Annotated in this window: 22 protein-coding genes; 14 read left to right on the forward strand and 8 right to left on the reverse strand. The window is 38.6% G+C overall.

Annotation, left to right across the window (positions count from 1 at the left end; genetic code table 11):
- Position 1 precedes the first annotated feature (1 nt).
- Positions 2 to 1,261 carry a tetratricopeptide repeat protein gene (locus tag RDV63_RS07460; protein ID WP_313908874.1) on the forward strand — a complete coding sequence of 420 codons (1,260 nt, stop codon included), beginning with the start codon at positions 2 to 4 and terminating at the stop codon, positions 1,259 to 1,261.
- Positions 1,262 to 1,320: 59 nt separating this feature from the next.
- On the opposite strand, the gene queC is transcribed toward RDV63_RS07460, so the two are convergent.
- Complete coding sequence (gene queC, locus RDV63_RS07465; protein WP_313908875.1) at positions 1,321 to 1,980, reverse strand: 7-cyano-7-deazaguanine synthase QueC; 660 nt, start codon at positions 1,978 to 1,980, stop codon at positions 1,321 to 1,323.
- A gap of 113 nt (positions 1,981 to 2,093) precedes the next feature.
- Here queC and queE point away from each other — a divergent pair, with 113 nt between their 5' ends.
- On the forward strand, positions 2,094 to 2,759 hold the full coding sequence (gene queE, locus RDV63_RS07470; protein WP_313908876.1) for a 7-carboxy-7-deazaguanine synthase QueE: 666 nt from the start codon (positions 2,094 to 2,096) through the stop codon (positions 2,757 to 2,759).
- 71 nt (positions 2,760 to 2,830) lie between these two features.
- Here the strand turns inward: queE and RDV63_RS07475 are convergent, their stop codons facing one another.
- Genes RDV63_RS07475 through RDV63_RS07490 form a run of 4 tightly spaced genes read right to left on the reverse strand, consistent with a single transcriptional unit; the run spans position 2,831 to position 5,668 of the window.
- Entirely contained in the window at positions 2,831 to 3,226 is a 396-nt protein-coding gene (locus RDV63_RS07475; protein WP_313908877.1) for a DUF2069 domain-containing protein, read from the reverse strand.
- A 39-nt stretch (positions 3,227 to 3,265) separates the two neighbouring features.
- Positions 3,266 to 3,838 carry an NAD(P)H:quinone oxidoreductase gene (gene wrbA / locus RDV63_RS07480; RefSeq protein ID WP_313908878.1) on the reverse strand — a complete coding sequence of 191 codons (573 nt, stop codon included), beginning with the start codon at positions 3,836 to 3,838 and terminating at the stop codon, positions 3,266 to 3,268.
- A complete protein-coding gene (arsC, locus tag RDV63_RS07485; protein WP_313908879.1) occupies positions 3,835 to 4,182 on the reverse strand; it encodes an arsenate reductase (glutaredoxin) in 348 nt (115 codons plus the stop codon). The genes wrbA and arsC overlap by 4 nt, the downstream gene beginning before the upstream one ends.
- Before the next feature lie 37 nt (positions 4,183 to 4,219).
- Complete coding sequence (locus RDV63_RS07490) at positions 4,220 to 5,668, reverse strand: M48 family metalloprotease (RefSeq protein ID WP_313908880.1); 1,449 nt, start codon at positions 5,666 to 5,668, stop codon at positions 4,220 to 4,222.
- A gap of 215 nt (positions 5,669 to 5,883) precedes the next feature.
- Between RDV63_RS07490 and RDV63_RS07495 the strand changes: the two genes are divergently transcribed.
- Positions 5,884 to 6,963, forward strand: coding sequence for an AI-2E family transporter (locus tag RDV63_RS07495; RefSeq protein ID WP_313908881.1), 1,080 nt, complete (start codon positions 5,884 to 5,886; stop codon positions 6,961 to 6,963).
- Between the two features lie 46 nt (positions 6,964 to 7,009).
- Here the strand turns inward: RDV63_RS07495 and bcp are convergent, their stop codons facing one another.
- Complete coding sequence (gene bcp / locus RDV63_RS07500; RefSeq protein ID WP_313908882.1) at positions 7,010 to 7,477, reverse strand: thioredoxin-dependent thiol peroxidase; 468 nt, start codon at positions 7,475 to 7,477, stop codon at positions 7,010 to 7,012.
- An 11-nt stretch (positions 7,478 to 7,488) separates the two neighbouring features.
- Complete coding sequence (locus RDV63_RS07505) at positions 7,489 to 8,016, reverse strand: glycine cleavage system protein R (protein ID WP_313908883.1); 528 nt, start codon at positions 8,014 to 8,016, stop codon at positions 7,489 to 7,491.
- A gap of 187 nt (positions 8,017 to 8,203) precedes the next feature.
- On the opposite strand from RDV63_RS07505, the gene dapA reads away from it, so the two are divergent.
- From dapA to phrB, 11 genes are all read left to right on the forward strand, one after another.
- Positions 8,204 to 9,112, forward strand: coding sequence for a 4-hydroxy-tetrahydrodipicolinate synthase (dapA, locus tag RDV63_RS07510; protein WP_313908884.1), 909 nt, complete (start codon positions 8,204 to 8,206; stop codon positions 9,110 to 9,112).
- A complete protein-coding gene (gene bamC / locus RDV63_RS07515) occupies positions 9,113 to 10,174 on the forward strand; it encodes an outer membrane protein assembly factor BamC (protein WP_313908885.1) in 1,062 nt (353 codons plus the stop codon). It begins immediately after the preceding gene.
- 90 nt (positions 10,175 to 10,264) lie between these two features.
- Complete coding sequence (gene purC, locus RDV63_RS07520; RefSeq protein ID WP_313908886.1) at positions 10,265 to 10,981, forward strand: phosphoribosylaminoimidazolesuccinocarboxamide synthase; 717 nt, start codon at positions 10,265 to 10,267, stop codon at positions 10,979 to 10,981.
- A gap of 127 nt (positions 10,982 to 11,108) precedes the next feature.
- Positions 11,109 to 11,741 carry a YchE family NAAT transporter gene (locus tag RDV63_RS07525; RefSeq protein WP_313908887.1) on the forward strand — a complete coding sequence of 211 codons (633 nt, stop codon included), beginning with the start codon at positions 11,109 to 11,111 and terminating at the stop codon, positions 11,739 to 11,741.
- Positions 11,742 to 11,755: 14 nt separating this feature from the next.
- Complete coding sequence (locus RDV63_RS07530; protein ID WP_313908888.1) at positions 11,756 to 12,826, forward strand: DUF2066 domain-containing protein; 1,071 nt, start codon at positions 11,756 to 11,758, stop codon at positions 12,824 to 12,826.
- A 20-nt stretch (positions 12,827 to 12,846) separates the two neighbouring features.
- The gene (hda, locus tag RDV63_RS07535) at positions 12,847 to 13,521 is read left to right on the forward strand and encodes a DnaA regulatory inactivator Hda (RefSeq protein ID WP_313908889.1); all 675 of its coding nucleotides are present in this window, start codon (positions 12,847 to 12,849) and stop codon (positions 13,519 to 13,521) included.
- Between the two features lie 110 nt (positions 13,522 to 13,631).
- The gene (pheS, locus tag RDV63_RS07540) at positions 13,632 to 14,612 is read left to right on the forward strand and encodes a phenylalanine--tRNA ligase subunit alpha (protein WP_313908890.1); all 981 of its coding nucleotides are present in this window, start codon (positions 13,632 to 13,634) and stop codon (positions 14,610 to 14,612) included.
- Positions 14,613 to 14,627: 15 nt separating this feature from the next.
- Positions 14,628 to 17,015 carry a phenylalanine--tRNA ligase subunit beta gene (gene pheT, locus RDV63_RS07545; protein ID WP_313908891.1) on the forward strand — a complete coding sequence of 796 codons (2,388 nt, stop codon included), beginning with the start codon at positions 14,628 to 14,630 and terminating at the stop codon, positions 17,013 to 17,015.
- A gap of 2 nt (positions 17,016 to 17,017) precedes the next feature.
- The gene (ihfA, locus tag RDV63_RS07550; RefSeq protein WP_313908892.1) at positions 17,018 to 17,314 is read left to right on the forward strand and encodes an integration host factor subunit alpha; all 297 of its coding nucleotides are present in this window, start codon (positions 17,018 to 17,020) and stop codon (positions 17,312 to 17,314) included.
- A 152-nt stretch (positions 17,315 to 17,466) separates the two neighbouring features.
- The gene (locus RDV63_RS07555) at positions 17,467 to 18,408 is read left to right on the forward strand and encodes a DUF523 and DUF1722 domain-containing protein (RefSeq protein WP_313908893.1); all 942 of its coding nucleotides are present in this window, start codon (positions 17,467 to 17,469) and stop codon (positions 18,406 to 18,408) included.
- Between the two features lies 1 nt (position 18,409).
- Positions 18,410 to 19,858, forward strand: coding sequence for a deoxyribodipyrimidine photo-lyase (gene phrB, locus RDV63_RS07560; RefSeq protein WP_313908894.1), 1,449 nt, complete (start codon positions 18,410 to 18,412; stop codon positions 19,856 to 19,858).
- A gap of 45 nt (positions 19,859 to 19,903) precedes the next feature.
- Here the strand turns inward: phrB and RDV63_RS07565 are convergent, their stop codons facing one another.
- Positions 19,904 to 20,743: a S1 RNA-binding domain-containing protein gene (locus tag RDV63_RS07565; protein ID WP_313908895.1), complete on the reverse strand. Its 840-nt coding sequence runs from the start codon at positions 20,741 to 20,743 to the stop codon at positions 19,904 to 19,906.
- Positions 20,744 to 20,804: the final 61 nt, after the last annotated feature.

Raw genomic sequence — 20,804 nt, forward strand, 5'->3', positions numbered from 1 at the left:
TATGAAACACTTTAAAAAGCTTACCTCGGCATTAGTTGTGCTAACGGTTATGGGTACTGCTGCATTACCAGCATACTCAGCTGTGCAACCAGATTTAGCTAAAATTGAAGAGCGTAAAGCACGTAAAACACAAATTGTAGGTGAGCGTACAGGTCGGCAACTTGTTAAAGCATTCGAGCTGTATAATGAAGAGAAGCTTGATGAAGCCATTGCTGTTTTACTTGACACTAAATCAAGTAGTGAGTTTGACTCCGCTACAGTAAATCGCTTTTTAGGTAATCTATATGCAGCAAAAGATGAAAAGAAAGCTATTCATCATTTAACCTTAGCTGTAAAGCCAGATATCTTAGTGTTTAATGATCAAGCTGCGTCATTGCGATTATTAGCCGATTTGTTAATGCAAGATAAACAGTTTCAAAAGGCGATTGATACTTATGAAAATTGGTTGAGGTTTACTGGAGAGCAAGTGTCAGATGTTTATATGCGCATTGCTAATGCCTATTATCTAATGGAACAGCACCCTAAAGTGCTTAGCCCAGCAGATGATGCGATTCGCTTTGCTGATAAACTGGCTCCAGGTCCTTATCAGTTAAAAATGGCCGCACTTTATGAAACAAAGCGCTATAAAGAGTTGATTACCGTTGTTGAAACTATGGTGGAGTTATTTCCTGAGAATAAACAGTTTTGGGTATACTTAGGTAACTTTTACACTTTGACAGAAGAGTATGATAAATCTTTATCTATTTTACACTTAGCTTACACTCAAGGTTACCTTGAAAAAGCGCCTGAAGTTAAAATGTTAGCGCAAATGTATGTTAACAATAATATTCCTTTTAGCGCTGCTAAAGTGATGGAAGCGAATGTAAAAAGTGGGTTAATTAAGCGTGATAAAGATAGTTTAAGCTTTATTGCAACAAATTATCAAAACTCAAGAGAATTTTTAAAAGCTGCTGAGTATTATGGTGAAGTTGCAAAATTAGCAAATGATGCCGAGGCGTATCGTCGTCAAGGCTCAGCTTATTTGTCTGTTCAGCGTTATAATGATGCCATTAAATCTTTTGATAAAGCCTTATCTATGAATGTTGATAAAGCAAGTAGTGTTTATATGAGTTTAGTAGATGCTTATTTCTATCAAAATAAATATAAAGAGGCTTACGCAGCATTAATGAGTGCTAAAAAAGATCCTAATATGTCACGTCAAGTACGTAGTTGGGAATCTTACATCAAAGATAAAGCAAAACAAAAAGGCATTAGTCTTTAATAAAAAAACCCCACTTAAGTGGGGTTTTTTTATAGCCAATTTTTAAAGAGCATTTGGTTTTACTCTTCATAGGCTATAGGGTCAGTTACATTATTTAAATTAAAAGCTTCAAGGCGCTCAAGGCATGAGCCGCATTTACCACAGGCTTTTTCTCTGCCGTTATAGCAGGTCCAAGTTTTACTATAATCTAACTTCATTTTTAAACCGTCAGCTAGGATGTCTATTTTAGTTTGCTTTAAATAAGGGCTAACGATAGAGATAGCTTCATCATTAGCAATTTGACAGACTTCATTCATCTTTTGCACAAACTCTGGCCGACAATCTGGATAAATAAAGTGATCACCTGAGTGAGCGCCATAAAAAACTTCAGCTGCACCAATTGATACCGCATAGCCTGTAGCTAAAGATAATAAAATCATATTTCTATTAGGTACGACAGTTGATTTCATATTTTCAGCTGCATAATGACCTTCAGGAATGTCAAGATTATCTATTAGAGATGAGCCAGTAAGCAGTTGGTTAATAGCTGATATATCGACGATTTTATGATGAATTGCTAATTCTTTACATACTTTATTAGCAAACTCTAACTCTTTAACATGCCGCTGACCGTAATTAAACGATAATGCATAAACTGTTTTTCCAGCTTGCAATGCCTTATGTAAAACAGTGTACGAATCCATACCACCGGAATAAATAACCACAACTTTGTTCGGCATAGCAGATTCTCTCTTGTATAATGACTTTTTAAATACAGTTTGTGAACCAGAGTAACGGCTCATATGGCGCATTGTACTGTAATTAGACTAGTGGCTAAAGGGCTATTGATAGAGTGTATAAGGTTAACGAGGTTTTTCAGACAATTCAGGGTGAGGGTAGTTATACCGGTATAGCTGCTATATTTATTCGTTTACAAGGCTGTCCGGTAGGCTGTAGTTGGTGTGATACTAAGCATACATGGACTATTAATCCTGAACTCTCATTACCAATAGTTCAGGTGGTTAGTAAGGCAGCCGAAAATGAATTTTGGGCTGAGCAAACCGCTGAGCAGTTACTGCAATTATTTATTGAGCAAGGTTATCTTGCTAAGCATGTTGTTATTACCGGAGGTGAGCCATGTATGTACGATTTAACACCTCTATGTCAGTTATTACATGCTAATGGCTATAGCACTCAAATTGAAACTAGTGGCACTTTTGTTATTAAAGCGCCAGCAGAAAGCTGGGTAACAGTATCGCCTAAAATAAATATGGGTGGTGGTTATAAAGTGCTGCAGAGTTGCTTAGATCGTGCAAATGAGATTAAACATCCAGTAGCGATGGAAAAGCATGTCGATGAATTAATTTTATTGCTTGCTGATACCGATATTAATAATAAACTTATTTACTTGCAGCCTATTAGCCAGCAACCTAGAGCTACAGCGTTAGCCATTGCCATGTGTACTAAATATAATTGGCGCTTAAGTGTACAAGTGCATAAGTATTTAGGTATCAGTTGATTTTATTGGCTGAAGTTGTTTAGTTTAATTAGCCCAACCTAAGTAGAAGTTCAGTTGGGCTATTTAATTAACTATTTACGCGGATCATCTTTTATTTTTGGAATTTTAAGCCCTAACTCTTTACCTCTTTCGCGGGCAAAATAGGTGCATCCAACAAACATAACACTGGCTAAAGTTAATTCTATTATTGCTAGTATAAATTTAGCGCCATCAGCTACCCATAGATTAGTTAAACTATGTATAAAGTAAATCATTACTATAAAGTTGGCCCATGCCATAGTGTAGGCGTGAGCTTTAATAATGCCCCATAAAGGGAGCCATAATGGTAACCACATTAGTGCCAGCAAAACATAACGGTTGCCTAGCTCTGGAGGCGATAGCCATAAAATCCATAAGGGCTGTAAAAGCCAAAGCCCAAAAAAACCGATACGGCCTAACAGAAGATATAAAGCTGTTCGTGGAGCCATTGTAGGCATGCCTGAGACTGTCATAGTAAATTTATTACCTTATTTATGTTTAAGTGCAGTACTAAGTTTGGCTAAGCGTTGGCCAAAGGCAATGGCTAAGCGTTGCTCTTCAATACTTAACTTTGGATCAGCATGATGACCACTGACATGGCTAGGGCCATATGGGGTTCCTCCTGTTTTTGTTTGGTGCAACTCAGGTTCACTATAGGGTATACCGGTTAAAAGCATGCCATGATGTAGTAGAGGTAAGCTCATAGTTAGCAAGGTGCTTTCGTTGCCGCCATGCATACTACCTGACGAAGTAAATACCCCGGCAGGTTTATCGATTAAAGCGCCTTTTAGCCAAAGGCTAGTAGTACTATCCCAAAAAGCTTTAGCGTCAGCGACCATATTACCAAACCGAACTGGGCTGCCAAAAGCTAAGCCATCACACTGTACTAGTTCTGTCATATCGACTACGGGGTGTTTGCATTGATGTTGTTGCTCAAGTGAGGGGATACATCTAATAATAGCTTCTGCATCTGCTTTATGTACGCCTATAGCAATTTTCTCTGCTAACGCCTGTACTGCACCGTGGCGAGAATAATATAAAATTAATACCTGAGGTGTCATGCTATTAAATTCAATACATTAGTTGTTGGGCGACCAATTACTGCTTTATCTCCATCGATAACAATGGGCCGTTCAATTAATTTTGGATTTGCAACCATTGCAGCAATTAGTTCGGCTTCTGATAAAGTTGTATCAGCTAGACCTAATTCAAGATATTCAGGTTCTTTACTACGTAATAATTGTCTAGCGCTGATCCCTAGTTTGCTAATAATACTTTTCAATTCATCCGCGCTTGGTGGAGTTTTAAGATACTCTACTACTTCAACATCTTGTTTATAATCATTAATTAACTCTAAAACTTCACGGCTTTTAGAGCAACGAGGGTTATGATAAATAGTTAGCATTAGGGTATTCCTATTTCTTTAATGGTAATTTATAGCCTTACATGCGTTGTAAACGGCTGAACTCGGCTTGTAACTGTTTCTTTTTGGCTTCTAGGCGCCGAGCCTCTAGTTTTTCTTCTGGTTGTAAATAGTTTATGGCTTCATCTATATTATCAATTGCTTTGGGATAGTTGGCTAATTGATAACTTAAATCGGCTTGAGCTTCATAAAAACGAGGGAGATCTTCCATGGCTTCATAAGCATCAGCTAACATACTATAAGCTAATATATTATCTTCTTTATAAAATAATAGGCTTTTAAGCAAATGGATGGCTAAACGATATGCTTTGGCACTTAATGCTGCATTAGCATAGTTGAGCGTGACGACTTGATTATTTGGTCTTAATAGATATTGTTGCTCTAGCATATCTAAACTTTGTTGATGTTCACCTTGTGCAATTAAGATGTCAGTGTAGACATCGATATAATACAGGTTGTGCTTGTCATCTTGCAGTAATTTTTCAATAATTGTTTTAGATTCAGTTAATTTTTTATTATCTAACAAAGCGATGGCTAGGCCATATTGATTAGCTTTGGTGTTACCACCAGGTTGTGCCAGTTTTTTTAGAAAGGCATCTTCGCTGTGTTGTTTTTCATACTGATAACGAGCAAGTACCCGAGCTTTTATTAAACTAAAATCTTGGCTATCAGGTATAAAGCGCTTAGTAAATTGTTCGGCACGTAATCGTGTATCACTGACACGACTTTGCGATAAGGGGTGAGTACGTAAAAAAGCTAATTGTTGATTAATAAAGCGGCTTTGTTCAGTCAGTTTACGAAAGAACTCTGGAACAGCATAAGGATCAAAGCCGGCTTCTGCCATTATTTGCATGCCAATTCGATCTGCTTCTTGCTCATTACTACGGGTAAAGTTAATGGCGCTTTGTTGTGAGGCACCTTGAGTCGCCATCATAGCGGCCATACCGGCTTCAGGATCTACAGTTGCTAATACAATAGCTGCTAGCATACCTGCTAAAGTTAAGGGCGCTTGTTGGCTTCTAGCTTCAATAAAGCGCGCAATATGACGTTGCGTAACGTGAGCAATTTCATGGCCTATAACTGATGCAAATTCGCTTTCACTATCGGCAATGGCTAGAGTGCCGGTATGGGACGCAATATTACCGCCTAGCGTTGCAAAGGCATTAATATTTTTATCACGGACCCAATAAAACTTAAAAGGGAATTTAACATCATTGGCTCGAGCAACCATACGATTACCCAAGGCGTTAATATATTCATCCATTAGAGGATCGTACACCATAGGTAGACTGCCACGGGTTTGCCGCATCATTACATCGCCAAGCTGCTTTTCTTTCTCAGGTGTAAGCACGCTAAAAGCATTACCACCAAGATCAGGTAAGCTTGAATAGCCATGCACTGTTGCGCTAAAACAACTGATTGCTATCAAACAAAGAAATATAGGTTTGAATACTACTATTAATTTCATGAGTAATTTCTATGCCGTTCCAGTGTGGAGTCATGAGTATTAGTTGCAGACTAAGGCAAATGTTTTTGCTATTAGTTCCATAGACTGTGTCATGCTAATCTAGCATAAATTTTTAGCAGACAGGCACTAAAGCACTAATTTTTATCGTATCTTGGGTATACTTGGCTTACTTAGTAAGCATTTATTATAATATCTATCGGCGTGGAGCATAAAATATGCTGGATTGGTTAAGAAAATGGTACACAAATAAATTTTCAGATCCACAAGTGGTGACCTTATTTTTATTATTATTAATAGTATTTTTAGCTATTTACTGGTTAAGTGGTATTTTAGCACCAGTCTTGGTAGCCATTGCTTTTGCCTATTTGTTGGAATGGCCGGTTGTTAAGTTACAACGTTTGGGTTTGTCTCGTACTATCAGCACTATAGCCGTTGTTGCAACTTTTGTTGGTATTGCTTGTTTAATTTTAATGTGGATTATTCCGTTAGTTTGGTATCAAGGCCGAAATCTATTACGAGATTTTCCGCAGATGATGGCACAAAGTAAAGCCTACTTATTAGAATTACCTGCAAGCTTTCCTGAGATGGTAAGTACTGATCAAATTAATGTCATTATGCATTCGGTAGATGAACGTTTAATGGCATTTGGCCAAAGCATGTTGTCATATTCGCTGGCATCTATAGTTGATTTAGTGGCATTACTAATTTATTTAGTTTTAGTGCCATTAATGGTATTTTTTATGCTAAAAGATAAAGCAACATTAACAACTAGCTTTGTTCAATTACTGCCTAATGAGCGCAAGCTAATTAGTCAAGTTTGGCAAGAGATGAACTTACAGATCATGAATTATATTCGCGGTAAAATGCTAGAGTTACTGATTGTAGGGGCTGCTAGTTATACTGTATTTGCATTGTTTGGTTTAAATTATCCATTGTTACTGGGTGTACTTGTTGGTTTGTCTGTATTAATTCCTTATATTGGTGCTGCTGTTGTTACCTTGCCTGTTGCTTTAGTTGCCCTATTTCAGTGGGGGTTAACGCCTGAGTTTGGTTATTTAATGTTAGCTTACGGTATTGTTCAAGCATTAGATGGTAATTTATTAGTACCGCTATTGTTTTCTGAAGCTGTTGATTTAAATCCCGTCTTTATTATTGTTGCAGTATTACTCTTTGGTGGACTGTTTGGTTTCTGGGGAATTTTCTTTGCTATCCCATTAGCTTCATTAGTAAAAGCAACTGTTAATGCTTGGTCAACACGAGTGCATAGTGGGGATGATGTGGCCTCAATAAAGTAATAATTAGCCCCAGGACTGATATAGCATAGTACTGGGGCCTAGCTAGCTAACTAGCTAAGTAATCTAAAATAACTTGATGGTGCTCTTTGGTTTTAAATTTATTAAATACTTGTTCTATCGTACCGTCTTGGCTAATTAAAAAGCTAATTCGATGAATACCATCATAAACTTTACCCATAAACTTTTTCTCACCCCAAACGCCATAGGCTTCTGCGACGGCATGATTTTCATCCGACAATAGTGTGAAATTTAACTCATCACGTTTAGCAAACTTAGCTAAGCGCTCAGCAGAGTCAGGGCTAATACCAACTGGTGCAACATTAAACTGTTGCAAATCTTGCAAATGATCGCGCAAAGCTTTGGCTTGAACGGTACAGCCTGGGGTCATTGCTTTGGGATAAAAATATACTAAAACTCGCTGTTTAGTGAGCAGCTCTGATAGCTGTACTTGTTGCTGTTGCTGATTGGTTAAACAAAAATCAAAAGCTTTACTGCCTACTGTTAATGGTGACATTATCACTCCTATTAAGTTTGTGCCTGGACTGTGCCAATTAGGCTCATCTGTTCAAGTAGTGCTATTAAATCTGTAATAATGTTTTCAGCTGGTTCTGTTGTTGGTAATTCTAGGGTCATAATAGTATGAGTTTTTTCTGTTGCGCTATCGTTATCAACTCGAACTGATGATTGTAATGAGCCAATATAAACCTCTCGACTGGCTAAAAATCCGGTTATAGCGCCTAAAGTACCTACTTTATTTGGTCCGCTATAATCGAGAATATAATATGCTGCCACAGCTTTATTTTGATGAGCACTGGTACGTTTAGTCATAGTAGTTAACTCAAGCTCAAGTCCTAAATTGGGTAAAAGGTGCTCAACTCGGTTTATACCACTTGTTTCACCAGATATAAGCAAAATAAACGTAAACTCGGCACCAAAGATGGCCATGCGGCTATCGATAATATTACATTGACAATCTGTGACTAAGCGGGCAATTTTACTGACTATACCGGTACGGTCAGCGCCAATAGCGGTAACAACTAATTGTTGTGGCATGATAATAAAAACCTTTGCGACAAACTGAAAAATAAACAGAGAAAATAGCTGGCAACAAGTGTAACATAGGCCAATAAAATTTCATCTGTTTCTATCATATTGAGATATCCATGTTTGCATTCTTGTGTTTACGGCAGTGTCTCTTTACCATAGTTAACATGTTATAAATATAAGGGCTACAACGAGTATGTTTAAGGGCAGTTGGGTTGCATTAGTCACCCCTATGGATCAGCAGGGAAATATTGACTACATTAGTTTAGAACAATTAGTCAGTTTTCATTTAGAAAATGATACTGACGGTTTAGTGATTATGGGCACTACCGGCGAAGCTTCAACTATTGCGTTTGCTGATCAGCTAAAGGTAATAGATAAGGTTTGTCAGCAAGTAAAAGGCAAAATTCCGGTTATCGCTGGTAATGGTTCTAATTCAACCTCTGATGCCATAGAACGTACTAAAGCACTTGATAAGTTAGCTATAGATGGTTTTTTAACGGTGACGCCGTTTTATAATAAACCAATGCAGCATGGTATGGTTTTGCATTTTAATGCTATAGCAGCAGTAACAGATAAGCCTATATTACTTTATAATGTCCCAGGTCGTACTGGCATTGATTTGCAAGCGCAAACCGTAGCAACTTTATCTAAGACTACAAACATTGTTGGTATTAAAGAAGCAACCGGTTCAATCAACCGTTTAGTTGAGTTAAAATCGTTATGCTCTAATGATTTTGCCTTGTTATCTGGCGATGATGAGACTTCTGCTGAGTTTATGCTTCAGGGCGGGCATGGTGTTATTTCTGTTACGGCGAATATTGCTCCGAAACAAATGGCCAAGTTGTGCCAACTTGCAACAACTAATCAGGCTGATGCAGCCTATGCTTTAGATAAAACCTTACAAGGATTGCACCGGCAATTATTTATTGAAGCGAACCCGATCCCAACCAAGTGGGCATTGCATAAAATGGGACTGATTCATTCTGATATGCTGCGATTACCGTTAACGCCTCTTGAACCAATTCATGCTGCTGTTATCGAACAAGCATTAAATCTAGCTGATATTCAACTAGAGCACCTTATTAACACCAGGAGTAGTTAAGTGCATTATTTGGCAAAAAGTGGTTTAGCGTTAGTATTATGTTTAAATGGTTGCTCTGTTTTGTCAGTTGGGCAACAACAAGATCGCAATGCCAGTAAAGTGGCAGCAGAATTAAAAATACCTACTGGATTGCAACAGCCTGCTAAACCAGGTCAATTTGATATTCCTACCACTAAAGCAACTGTTAGTCATGTTAGTGAGAAACCGCCAGTGTTAGTGTTAGCAACAGCCGCTAGTAGTCGAGTAGAGGAAGGTGAAAAGCAAGCTAAGGTTCGTTTTGACCGTACTGATGTTTCTGGTGATTTAGTTGATTTTTTACAACGAATGATACAGGTAAAGTTTGCTGAGCAGAATATTGCTTTAACAGCAGTAGATGATGAAAACTTAATATTTACTACCGATTGGATTAGTTCGTATCAAGAAGATGGATTTTGGTTATGGTCTAGTACTAATTTAGTAGATAGAGCTAGATTTACTATTATTTTAGATCCTAAGCCACATGGCCGCTCTGCTAATTTGTCAGTGAAAATGCTTGAATATGAATATTTTAATACTAAAGCTAAGCTAACAGCAAATGACAGCCACCGTGAAGAAACAGCACTGTTAAATAGTATTATTGATCGTATTGGCAAAGAAGAAATAGTTCTAGCGCAGCTTAACCGCAATAAAGTACCAGAGGTTAATTTAGAGCCAGGTTTAGATGGCGCAGGTAATGCAGTTTTAATTACGCCACAAAAAATTGATATTACTTGGTCACAATTAGAAACTTTATTTGAAGCGTTAAATTTGGAAGTCACAGACAGAGACCGTTCTAAGCATACTTATTTCTTACGTTACATAAAGCCTACAGCTGGTTTGTGGTCAACATTTTGGGGCAGCAAGACGCTAGCTGAGTTACCATTAAGTGATAATGAAGAGTATCAGCTGGTGTTAGCAAAATATAATACTGGTACAGCCATAACACTTAATGATAAAGCGGGTAATGCGTTGAGCCCTGAAATGATACTGAGTATATATCAGCCTTTTGTTGAGGCTATTCAGAAAACGAAAGTTGAATTATAAATTGCAATTGACAGTAAATGTCAGTTGAATAACGAGTAAAGATCTTTATACTTTGCGGCTTAATTTTCGCTGCACGTCTGGAGTGTTAGAATGGTTCAAAAGACAACCGAGTTATACCGTGGTAAGGCTAAGACAGTATACAATACCACTGTTGACAACTTATTGATTTTACACTTTCGTAATGATACATCTGCTTTTGATGGTGAGCGAATAGAGCAATTAGAACGCAAGGGCATGATAAATAATAAGTTTAATTATTTTATTATGCAAAAGCTTGAAGCAGCAGGCATCCCAACTCAGGTAGAAAAACTACTGAGTGATGATGAAGTTGTGGTTAAAAAGCTAGAAATGATCCCAGTTGAGTGTGTAGTACGAAATTATGCAGCTGGCTCTTTAGTTCGCCGTTTAGGTGTAACAGAAGGCCAAGCATTGACGCCTGCAACCTTTGAATTGTTTCTAAAAAATGATGCTTTGCATGATCCTATGGTAAATGAGTCTCTAGCTGTTTCATTTGGTTGGGCAACAGAGCAGCAGTTAGCTTCGATGAAGCAATTGACTATGAAGGCTAATCAAGTGTTACTTGAGCTTTTTGATGCCGCAGGTATGTTACTCGTTGACTTTAAATTAGAGTTTGGCATATATAATGGCGAAATTGTATTAGGTGATGAGTTTTCACCAGATGGCTGTCGTTTATGGGATAAAGAAACTCGTAAAAAATTAGATAAAGACCGTTTTCGTCAAGGCTTAGGCGGTGTAGTTGAAGCCTATGAAGAAGTGGCGATGCGTTTAGGTGTCAAGTTAGACTAAATGCCTATGATTAAACAGAGCCACCTAAGGGTGGCTTTGTTTTTAGTGAGAGTGTTTATGGATTAAGCTATAGCGGGTTTTGTTGGTTAATGTTCAATAACGCTTAGTAAAGTGAAAAGGAGTTACTATGCTTGAACTGCAAGACTATTTGAAAATTTTTATTGGTATTTTCGCTGTAATGAACCCACTTGGTGCATTACCTTTATATTTATCATTAACCCAAAATGACACTAAGCATGTACGCCGTGCGGTGGCTGCTAATGCAGCTAAAGCAGCAACAATTATTTTACTTATCACGCTATTTTTTGGTGAGCTGATTTTAAGCTTTTTTGGTATTTCGGTTAACTCCTTCCGTGTCGGCGGCGGTATTTTAATCCTATTGATGGCAATTTCAATGCTGTATGCGCAAACCAGTAATGCAAAAAATACAGATGAAGAGCGTGAAGAAGCAGAGCATCGTAAGTCAGTAGCAATAGTGCCATTAGCCATGCCTATGTTAGCTGGACCCGGTGCAATTAGTACCACGATTTTATATGCTAATCGCAGTGATGGTGTTTTACACTACGCTATTATGTCAGCAGAATTATGTGTAATAGGTTTAATTCTATGGTTGTTAATGCGCTTGGCTGCTAAAATTGCTGTTAGATTAGGTCAAACTGGTATGAATATTATTACTCGTGTTATGGGGTTAATATTAGCGGCTATTGCTATTGAGTTTATTAGCGCCGGCTTAAAAGGAATATTTCCAGTATTAGCTTAAATGGAAAATATTAGATGATAAAATTAATGAAAACTAATGGTCTATGGCTTGGCCTTATGTTGTTTTTTTGTAGCTATAGCTCCGTGGCTAATGCTGCGAAAGTAGAGAATTTATATCAAGCCGATGTCAGAAGTTCAGCGTCTAATTGGCAGCAATTAGCTCTTGAGCAAGTATTAATAAGAGTAAGTGGCCGCGCAGATGTTGCGGAGCATCCAGTTATTAAAGCTGAATTTAATCAGGTTTCACCTTATATAAAACAGTTTACATCAGTACGTTTAAATGATGAAAATTTGACTCGAGTGGTTTTAGATGCAACTCGAGTTAATCGATTATTGCAACAAGCTGATGTGGCTATTTGGGGCGAGTTACGCCCGGATACACTAATTTGGTTAGTAGAACAAAATAGCGGCCAACGCGAGTTTATTACGGATGCGAATAATGAATTAATTAAACAGTTAAGTTCAGCTTTTAAGCAAGCGGGCTTACCTTTTATGCTGCCTCTTTACGACATGGATGACTTAATCAATATTTCAGTCTCAGATGTTTGGGCAGGATTTTGGCAGCAAATTAATCAGGCAAGTGCTCGTTATAATACTGATGTGACTGTTGCGACTACAATTGATAAGGTAACAGAAGGAAATAATTTATTGTGGCGTTTAACTTGGCAGCGTCAATACGAAGGCCGCATAATACGAGAGCAAGTTACTGCAGAAAATGAAGCGGTTCTAATGCAGAGCTTTGCAAAATCATTGGCCAAGCAATTAGCCGGACAATATGCCAGTGTATTATCTGTGCAGTCTTCTAATAACGTTATTATTGAGGTTGAAAATCTAACTTCATTAACTGATTTAGTGACGGTCCAGCAGTTACTGCAACAAGTAGTTGGTGTAGCTCAAGTTACTATAACTAGCTTTAGTGATGATAAAGCCCGTTATAGCTTACAAACAGCTATTGCTAGTGAAGGTTTATTAAATGCGTTACAGTTTAATAAACAATTTAAGCTGCAAACTGCAGAAATCACAGAACTGGCGATAGATAGTCGTGTTATGCCAGCCTTAGCAACTTTTAGATATCTACGACTTTGATGCCACCATTACAGTATACATTGGCAGTTACTCTTCCAGACGATGAAACCTTAGATAGCTTTTATGCGGCAGAGCAAACGGCTGCAGTTGTGTTTTTAAAACGCTATTTACAACAGGCTACTGGACAGCCGCCGGTATATCTGTTTGGTGCTAGTGGTAGTGGTAAGTCTCACTTATTGTATGCTGCTTGTGTGCAAGCACAAGAGCAGGGTTTAACCAGTCAGTTGCTGGCATTAGAAGATTACAAAACATTAAGCCCACGCTTATTAGATGATTTAGAACAACTAGATTTAGTTTGCTTAGACAATATTGATGCTATTGCCGGCGATATTAACTGGCAAACGGCTATATTTGATTTATATAATCGAATGGTCGAGCAGGGTAAAGCGTTAATAATCGTAGCTAATGTACCTCCGCAACAACTAGGCTTTGATTTAGCTGATTTAGTCTCTAGATTACAGGCCTGCACTAGTTTTCAGTTAAGATTGTTAACTGATGATGATAAACAAAAACTGCTCCAACAAAAAGCTCGGTTACGTGGTTTAGAACTACCTACTGAGGTGACGCGTTATTTATTAAATCACCATAGTCGTGATATCAGAGCCTTAGTCTCTATTCTAGATAAATTAGATAAAGCAACCTTAGTGCATCAACGTAAGCTTACTATCCCCTTTATTAAAGAAATTCTTAGCTAATCTACTATTTTTGCTAAAATAGTCAGCTAAAACCTGCGTTTAGTCATTGTTCTGGTGTATAATTGGCGGTTTTATACTAAATGAACATGCTCGCTGCCCTGAGGATACAGATGAACCTAACAGCAATTTTGGAAAACGCCTTACAGGCCGTTGCCGGCGCTAAAGATATCGCACAGTTGGAACAGATCCGAGTCGATTTTTTAGGTAAAAAAGGTAATATTACAGAGTTATTAAAGTCGCTTGGCGCTATGGAACCAGAACAGCGTAAACAAGCAGGTGCTGAAATTAATGACGTTAAGCAACAAGTGCAAGCTGCATTAAACCAGCAGCGTGATGCATTACAAAATGCTTTGTTAGCGCAAAAGTTAGCAGAAGAACAAATTGATGTCACTTTGCCAGGCCGTATGATGCCAGCGGGTGGTTTACACCCTGTAACCCGTACTATAGAACGTATCTCAGCGTTCTTTTCGGAGTTAGGTTTTGATATTAAGCATGGTCCTGAAATTGAAGATGACTTTCACAATTTCGATGCATTAAATATTCCTGAGCATCACCCAGCACGCGCTGATCATGATACGTTTTATTTTAATCCAAAACTAATGCTGCGCACGCAAACCTCAGGTGTGCAAATTCGTACTATGGAGCAGCAGCAACCACCACTGCGTATTATTTCACCTGGGCGTGTTTATCGTAATGATTACGACCAAACTCATACGCCGATGTTCCATCAGGTTGAAGGCTTAATGGTTGATACCAATGTTAACTTTGCCGAGTTAAAAGGTATTTTGCATGATTTCTTACAAAACTTTTTTGAGGAAGACTTGCAAGTCCGCTTTAGACCGTCTTTTTTCCCTTTTACCGAGCCTTCAGCAGAAGTCGACGTAATGGGTAAAAATGGTAAATGGCTAGAAGTGTTAGGCTGCGGCATGGTACACCCAAATGTTTTACGCTCAGTAGGTATTGATCCTGAAGTGTATAGTGGCTTCGCTTTTGGTATGGGTGTTGAGCGCTTAACTATGTTGCGTTATGGCGTAACAGACTTACGTGCCTTTTTCGAAAATGATTTACGCTTTTTAAAACAGTTTAGATAAGTGGAGCGAGTATAAATGAAATTCAGTGAAGCCTGGTTACGCGAATGGGTTAACCCAGCTATTGATACCGAAACCTTATCTGAACAGTTATCTATGGCGGGTTTAGAAGTTGACGGTGTAGAGCCTGTTGCGGGTGATTTTACCGGTGTAGTTGTCGGTGAGGTTGTAGAGTGTGGTCCACATCCCGATGCCGATAAACTACAAGTTACTAAAGTAGATATTGGTAATGGTGAATTATTAGATATCGTCTGTGGTGCTAAAAACTGTCGTTTAGGGTTAAAAGTGGCCGTTGCGACAGTAGGGGCTGTATTACCTGGTGATTTTAAAATTAAAAAAGCCAAGTTGCGTGGTCAACCGTCAAATGGCATGCTGTGCTCATTTTCTGAGCTAGGTATTAATGATGATTTTGATGGTATTTTAGAATTACCTAGTGATGCACCTTTAGGCCAAGATATTCGTCAATATTTACACCTTAATGATAAAACTATTGAGGTTGATTTAACACCAAACCGTGCCGACTGTTTAGGCATTAAAGGTTTGGCACGTGAAGTGGCTGTTTTAAATAAAATGTCCGTTACCGAGCCAAAATGGCCAACTGTCGCGGCTACCATTACAGAAACTAAAGCCATTACTTTAAGTGCCTCTGACGCTTGTCCACGTTATTTAGGTCGAGTGGTTCGTAATGTGGATGTGACTGTTGCTACGCCACTTTGGTTAGCTGAAAAGTTACGTCGTTGTGGAATTCGCAGCATTGATGCTGTTGTTGATATTACTAATTATGTATTGCTCGAGTTAGGCCAGCCGATGCATGCCTTTGATCTTGATAATATCAGCGGTGATATTAATGTAAGAATGGCTAATACAGATGAAAAGCTTGTTTTATTAGATGAAACTGAAGTGGCGCTAAATGCCAATACTTTAGTTATAGCCGATAGTGAAAAAGCACTCGCAATGGCCGGTATTTTTGGTGGCTTACATAGCGGTGTCACTAATAATACTAAACATGTATTTTTAGAAAGCGCCTTTTTTGCACCTTTAGCAATAGCTGGAAAAGCGCGTCAATATGGCTTGCATACAGATGCATCACATCGTTATGAGCGTGGTGTTGACCCAGAGCTACAAAGAGTCGCTATAGAGCGAGCAACTGAGTTATTACTACAAATCTGTGGTGGTGAAGCTGGGCCTGTAGTGGAAGCGGTAGCAGAAGACAAGTTACCTAACCGTCCAGCTATTGAATTAACTACAGCTAAACTTAAGCGGATCTTAGGTATTAGCCTAGATAATAATGATGTAACGGCTATTTTCACTCGGTTAGGCTTAGATGTTACTGTCACCGAGCAGGGCTGGCTGGTAACTATTCCAGGCTACCGCTTTGATTTAAAAATTGCTGAAGATTTAATTGAAGAAGTCGCCCGTGTTTATGGTTATAACAATATTCCTAATGTTGCGCCGCAAGCAGCATTAAAAATGCGTCGTTTTAACGAAGCTGAGATGAATATTGATAGGTTGCGTAGCTTATTAGTCGATCGTGGCTATCAAGAAGCGATAACTTATAGCTTTGTTGATCCTAAAATACAACAGCGATTATTTCCAGAGCAGGCCGCTTTGGTTTTACCTAATCCTATTTCAGCCGATATGTCCGCGATGCGCTTAAATTTATGGCCAGGCTTATTGCAAACCGTATTATATAATCAGAACCGTCAACAAAGTAGGATCCGTTTATTTGAATATGGATTGAAATTTATTCCTGATGCCGCAGCTGAAGGCGGAGTGCGTCAAACAGAAGTATTAGGTGGTGTTATTGTTGGTGCATTAAACGATGAACATTGGACTATTGAGCAACGTGCGGCTGATTTCTATGATATAAAAGCGGATGTTGAAGCTTTATTATCACTAACTTCTGCAGCTGCTGAATTCCGTTTTGTTACTAGTGAGCATAGCGCGTTACATCCAGGGCAAACCGCGGCAATCTATCGTGGTGATGCCTTAGTTGGCCAACTTGGCGCCTTACATCCTGAGATAGAGCGTAAACTTGGCGTGAAAGGTAAAGCCTTCCTATTTGAAATAGAAATAGCAGCCCTAGGTTTACGCAATATAGTTCAAGCGCAGGAGCTTTCAAAATATCCAGCAAATCGACGAGATTTAGCAATAGTTGTTAATTCTGATGTGCGTTTTGCTGATATTGCTGCTACTATAAAAAAAGTTAGCGGAAATCAATTAGTTGACCTAAAGTTATTTGATGTATACACAGGTAGTGGTGTTGCGGATGGTAAAAAGTCACTTGCAATTGCTATTACGTTACAAGATTTAGCGCGCACCCTGGAGGATAAAGATATCCAACAGTTGGTTAATCAAGTAGTTAGTGCGCTTAGTGAAGAGTTCAACGCAACGTTGAGGGATTAGGAATGGCGCTTACCAAAGCTGATTTATCAGAACGATTATTTACAAAGTTTGGTGTTAGTAAACGTGATGCTAAACTTATAGTAGAAGCTTTTTTTGAAGAGATCCGTCAGGCATTAGAGTCTGGGGATCAAGTTAAGTTATCCGGTTTTGGTAACTTTGACTTACGGGTCAAAAATGAGCGACCAGGTCGTAACCCTAAAACGGGCGAAGATATTCCTATCTCAGCACGTTGTGTGGTTACTTTCCGCCCAGGACAAAAATTAAAGTCACGGGTTGAGCTTGGAACAAGTAAAAAGTAGCTCATTATAAATTAAAATAAAAACGGCAGCATGGTTAATCCATACTGCCGTTTTTTTATTTTAAAAAGATTTAAAACCTTTTTACTATGCTATTAAAACCAAGTTTTGTTTTTAACCATATAAAAGCTAAGCAAATAAATTAAGAGATAGACATGACAATAAAAGTTGGTATTAGTGCTTGTGTTTTAGGCGATAAAGTCCGTTTTGACGGCGGCCATAAAGCTTCTGCTTTTTGTACTAGTGTGTTATCTGATCATGTTCAGTACGTACCAGTCTGTCCTGAAGTGGCTATTGGGATGCCAGTGCCTCGTCCTGCCATTCGTTTACAGTTGGATAATGAAGAGCAAGTTCATTTAGTGCGTAGCAAAGAGCCAAGTATTGATCACACTCAGCAAATGAAGGCATTTATTGAGCAAAAGCTGCCGCAATTAACCCAGTTAAGTGGTTATATCGTTTGTGCTAAATCACCGAGTTGTGGCATGGAGCGAGTGCGTTTATTCGATGCTAATGGTCATAAGTTAGGCAAGATTGGTGTTGGCATGTACACAAAGGCGCTTATGCAACGTTACCCTTGGTTGCCGATTGAAGAGGATGGCCGTTTATTTGATGCCGAACATAAAGAAAATTTTATAACCCGATTATTTGCTTGTCATGATTACCAACAAATGATGCTCGATGGCTTTACTGTGGGTAAGTTAGTTAAATTTCATAGTAAGTATAAGTTTTTAGTGTTAGCGCACCATCCAGTCGCTTACAGAGAGTTAGGGCGTTTGGTAGCACAAGCTAAGTTGTTTTCGGCAAAAGAATTAGAGTTACGCTATTTAACTGATTTTATGAATGCGCTTAAAAAATTATCTAGCCGTAAAAATCACACTAATGTGTTGCAGCATTTACAAGGCTTTTTAAAACACGTTTTAAATGAACAAGCAAAAAAAGAATTATCAGAGACCATTACTAAATATCGCTTAGGCTATGTGCCGCTATTAGCGCCTATTACTTTATTTAAACATTATTTAGCTTTACACCCAAATCAGTATTTATCTGAACAACGCTATTTTGACCCTTATCCTGAGAGTTTAGGTTTACGGGCATAAAATGAAAAAATTAAATGTTATTTGGTTTAGAAACGATCTGCGGCTAGTTGATAACAAAGCACTATGCAGTGCTATTGAGGATGCCAAGCAGCATAATGCAGCTGTTCTAGGGTTATTTATTGCCACGCCTGTTACTTGGCAGCAGCATAATATGGCAGCCATTAAGCAAGACTTTATCCGGCGCCGTGTGAGTTGTTTACAGCAAGAATCCGCAGAGATAAACTTTACACTGCTGGCAGTGGAGGGAACAGATTATCACGCAGTGTTGGACATTTTTAGCCAGTTAGCTCAGCAATATAAATTAAAAGTCTTTATTCAAACTGACTATGAGCTTGATGAAATACAGCGCGATAACCAAGTTGAAGCTTGTTTAAATAAGGCGGGTGGTGAACTTATTCGCTTTGATAGTCAATGCATAATGCCGCCTGGTAGTATTTTGAATCAACAAGGTGCGGTATATAAAGTCTTTACGCCCTTTAAGCGAAAGTGGCTGTCAGTACTTTTTCAGCAAGGCGTACATTGCTTAGCTAAACCAGCGATTATTGCAAAGGATGTATTACTAGTTGAATCATTGGCAATAAAAGGATTTAAAGCAATGAATGCCGGTGATTGTTGCTCAAAAGCTTGGCCTGTAGAGCAGGCAGCTATTATTCATCAGTTACGGACTTTTTGTCAGCAACAAGTAGCAGACTATGCAAAGGCCCGAGATTATCCTGCTGTTTTAGGCACATCGAAACTATCAGCCTATTTGGCGATAGGGGCGATTTCTGCTGCGCAATGTGTTGCCCGCTTACAGCTTGAAGCTCCAGATGCGTGGGCACTTGATAAAACAGGCGCAGAGGTGTGGTTGTCAGAATTAATTTGGCGAGAGTTTTATAAGCATATTCTGCTAGCTTACCCTAATTTAATTAAGCATAAAGCCTTTCAAGTTGAAACAGATGCTATTTGCTGGTCAAAAGATGAAGACGCTTTTAATGCTTGGTGCTCGGGGAATACTGGCTATCCCATTGTCGATGCGGCTATGCGCCAGCTAAATCAAACAGGTTGGATGCATAATAGGCTGCGGATGATTACAGCAAGCTTTTTAGTTAAAGATTTACATATCGATTGGCGCTGGGGTGAGCGTTACTTTATGTCAAAACTGATTGATGGTGACTTCTCTGCCAACAATGGTGGCTGGCAATGGGCGGCTTCAACAGGGACAGATGCCGTTCCTTACTTTAGAATTTTTAATCCGGTTACTCAAAGTGAAAGATTTGATCCCAGCGGTGACTTTATTCGTCACTATGTACCAGAGCTGGCTATGTTTGATGCTAAAACGATTCACTGGCCACATAAAAATAGTCATCTTGTTGCTGATGCTGGGTATGTAAAACCGATTGTGGATCATGCGCAAGCACGTAAAGTTACCTTAGCGCTATTTGCCGAAGTTAAGCAGGATAAAGATTAACTGCGCTAAAGTTAGTTTAGCGCAGTGACTAGCACTAATATAAATTTAGTTATCTTTTGGCGTAAGAATAATGCCTTGCTCAAAAATAACAATTTTCTTGGCTTTATATAGTACACCTATAGCTTGCTTATAAGCTTTTTTACTTACTCCAAAGGCTTCATAAATTAACTCAGGTGAGCTTTTATCAGTTAAAGCAAGCTTGCCATTATTCTGGTGTAAACGATGCAGAATTTTGTCGGTTAATTGTTGGGCTTGCTTAAAGGTAGCTGAGGATAAGCGTAAATCTATTTTGTCATCATCGCGAACTTTAACGATATAAGCTGACATTTTATCACCGCGTTGTAATGGCTTAAAAACCTCATTTTTATATAGCACACCCCAATGGGTTTGATTAACAACTGCTTTATAACCTAAATCAGTTTGCTCACTAATAATAATATCAACCCGATCACCGACTTTATAATTAGCAGGGGTTTTATGTAAGTGACGATCTAATTTAGTCGAGGCGACAATCCTATTGCTAACATCAACATAACAATAGAGCAGATATTTTTGACCTTCCTTCAGAGGGATCTGTTGTTCACTAAACGGCACTAGTAAATCTTTCTTTAAACCCCAATCAACAAAGGCACCCACTTTCGTTACCGCGACTACGGGTAAATAAGCAACTTCACCTGCTTTAATTTTCGGTCTTTCAGTTGTAGCTATTAATTGATCTTCTGAATCTAAATATAGAAAAACGTCTAGTTCCTGACCAATTTCTAGATTTGGAGGTACTACGTTATTAGGCAGTAAAATCTCGCCCCAACTTAAGCCATCAAGGTAATAGCCAAACTTAACTTGTTTCTTAACATTAAGGCGATTTATTTTTCCAAGAGCTAACATGTGTTATCCAATAGTAAACCTATAAATAGGTGTTTGTTAATGCTGATTATTTTAGCTTGAG

Origin of the sequence: Rheinheimera sp. MMS21-TC3 (genome assembly GCF_032229285.1) — a bacterium.
Taxonomy (GTDB): domain Bacteria; phylum Pseudomonadota; class Gammaproteobacteria; order Enterobacterales; family Alteromonadaceae; genus Alishewanella.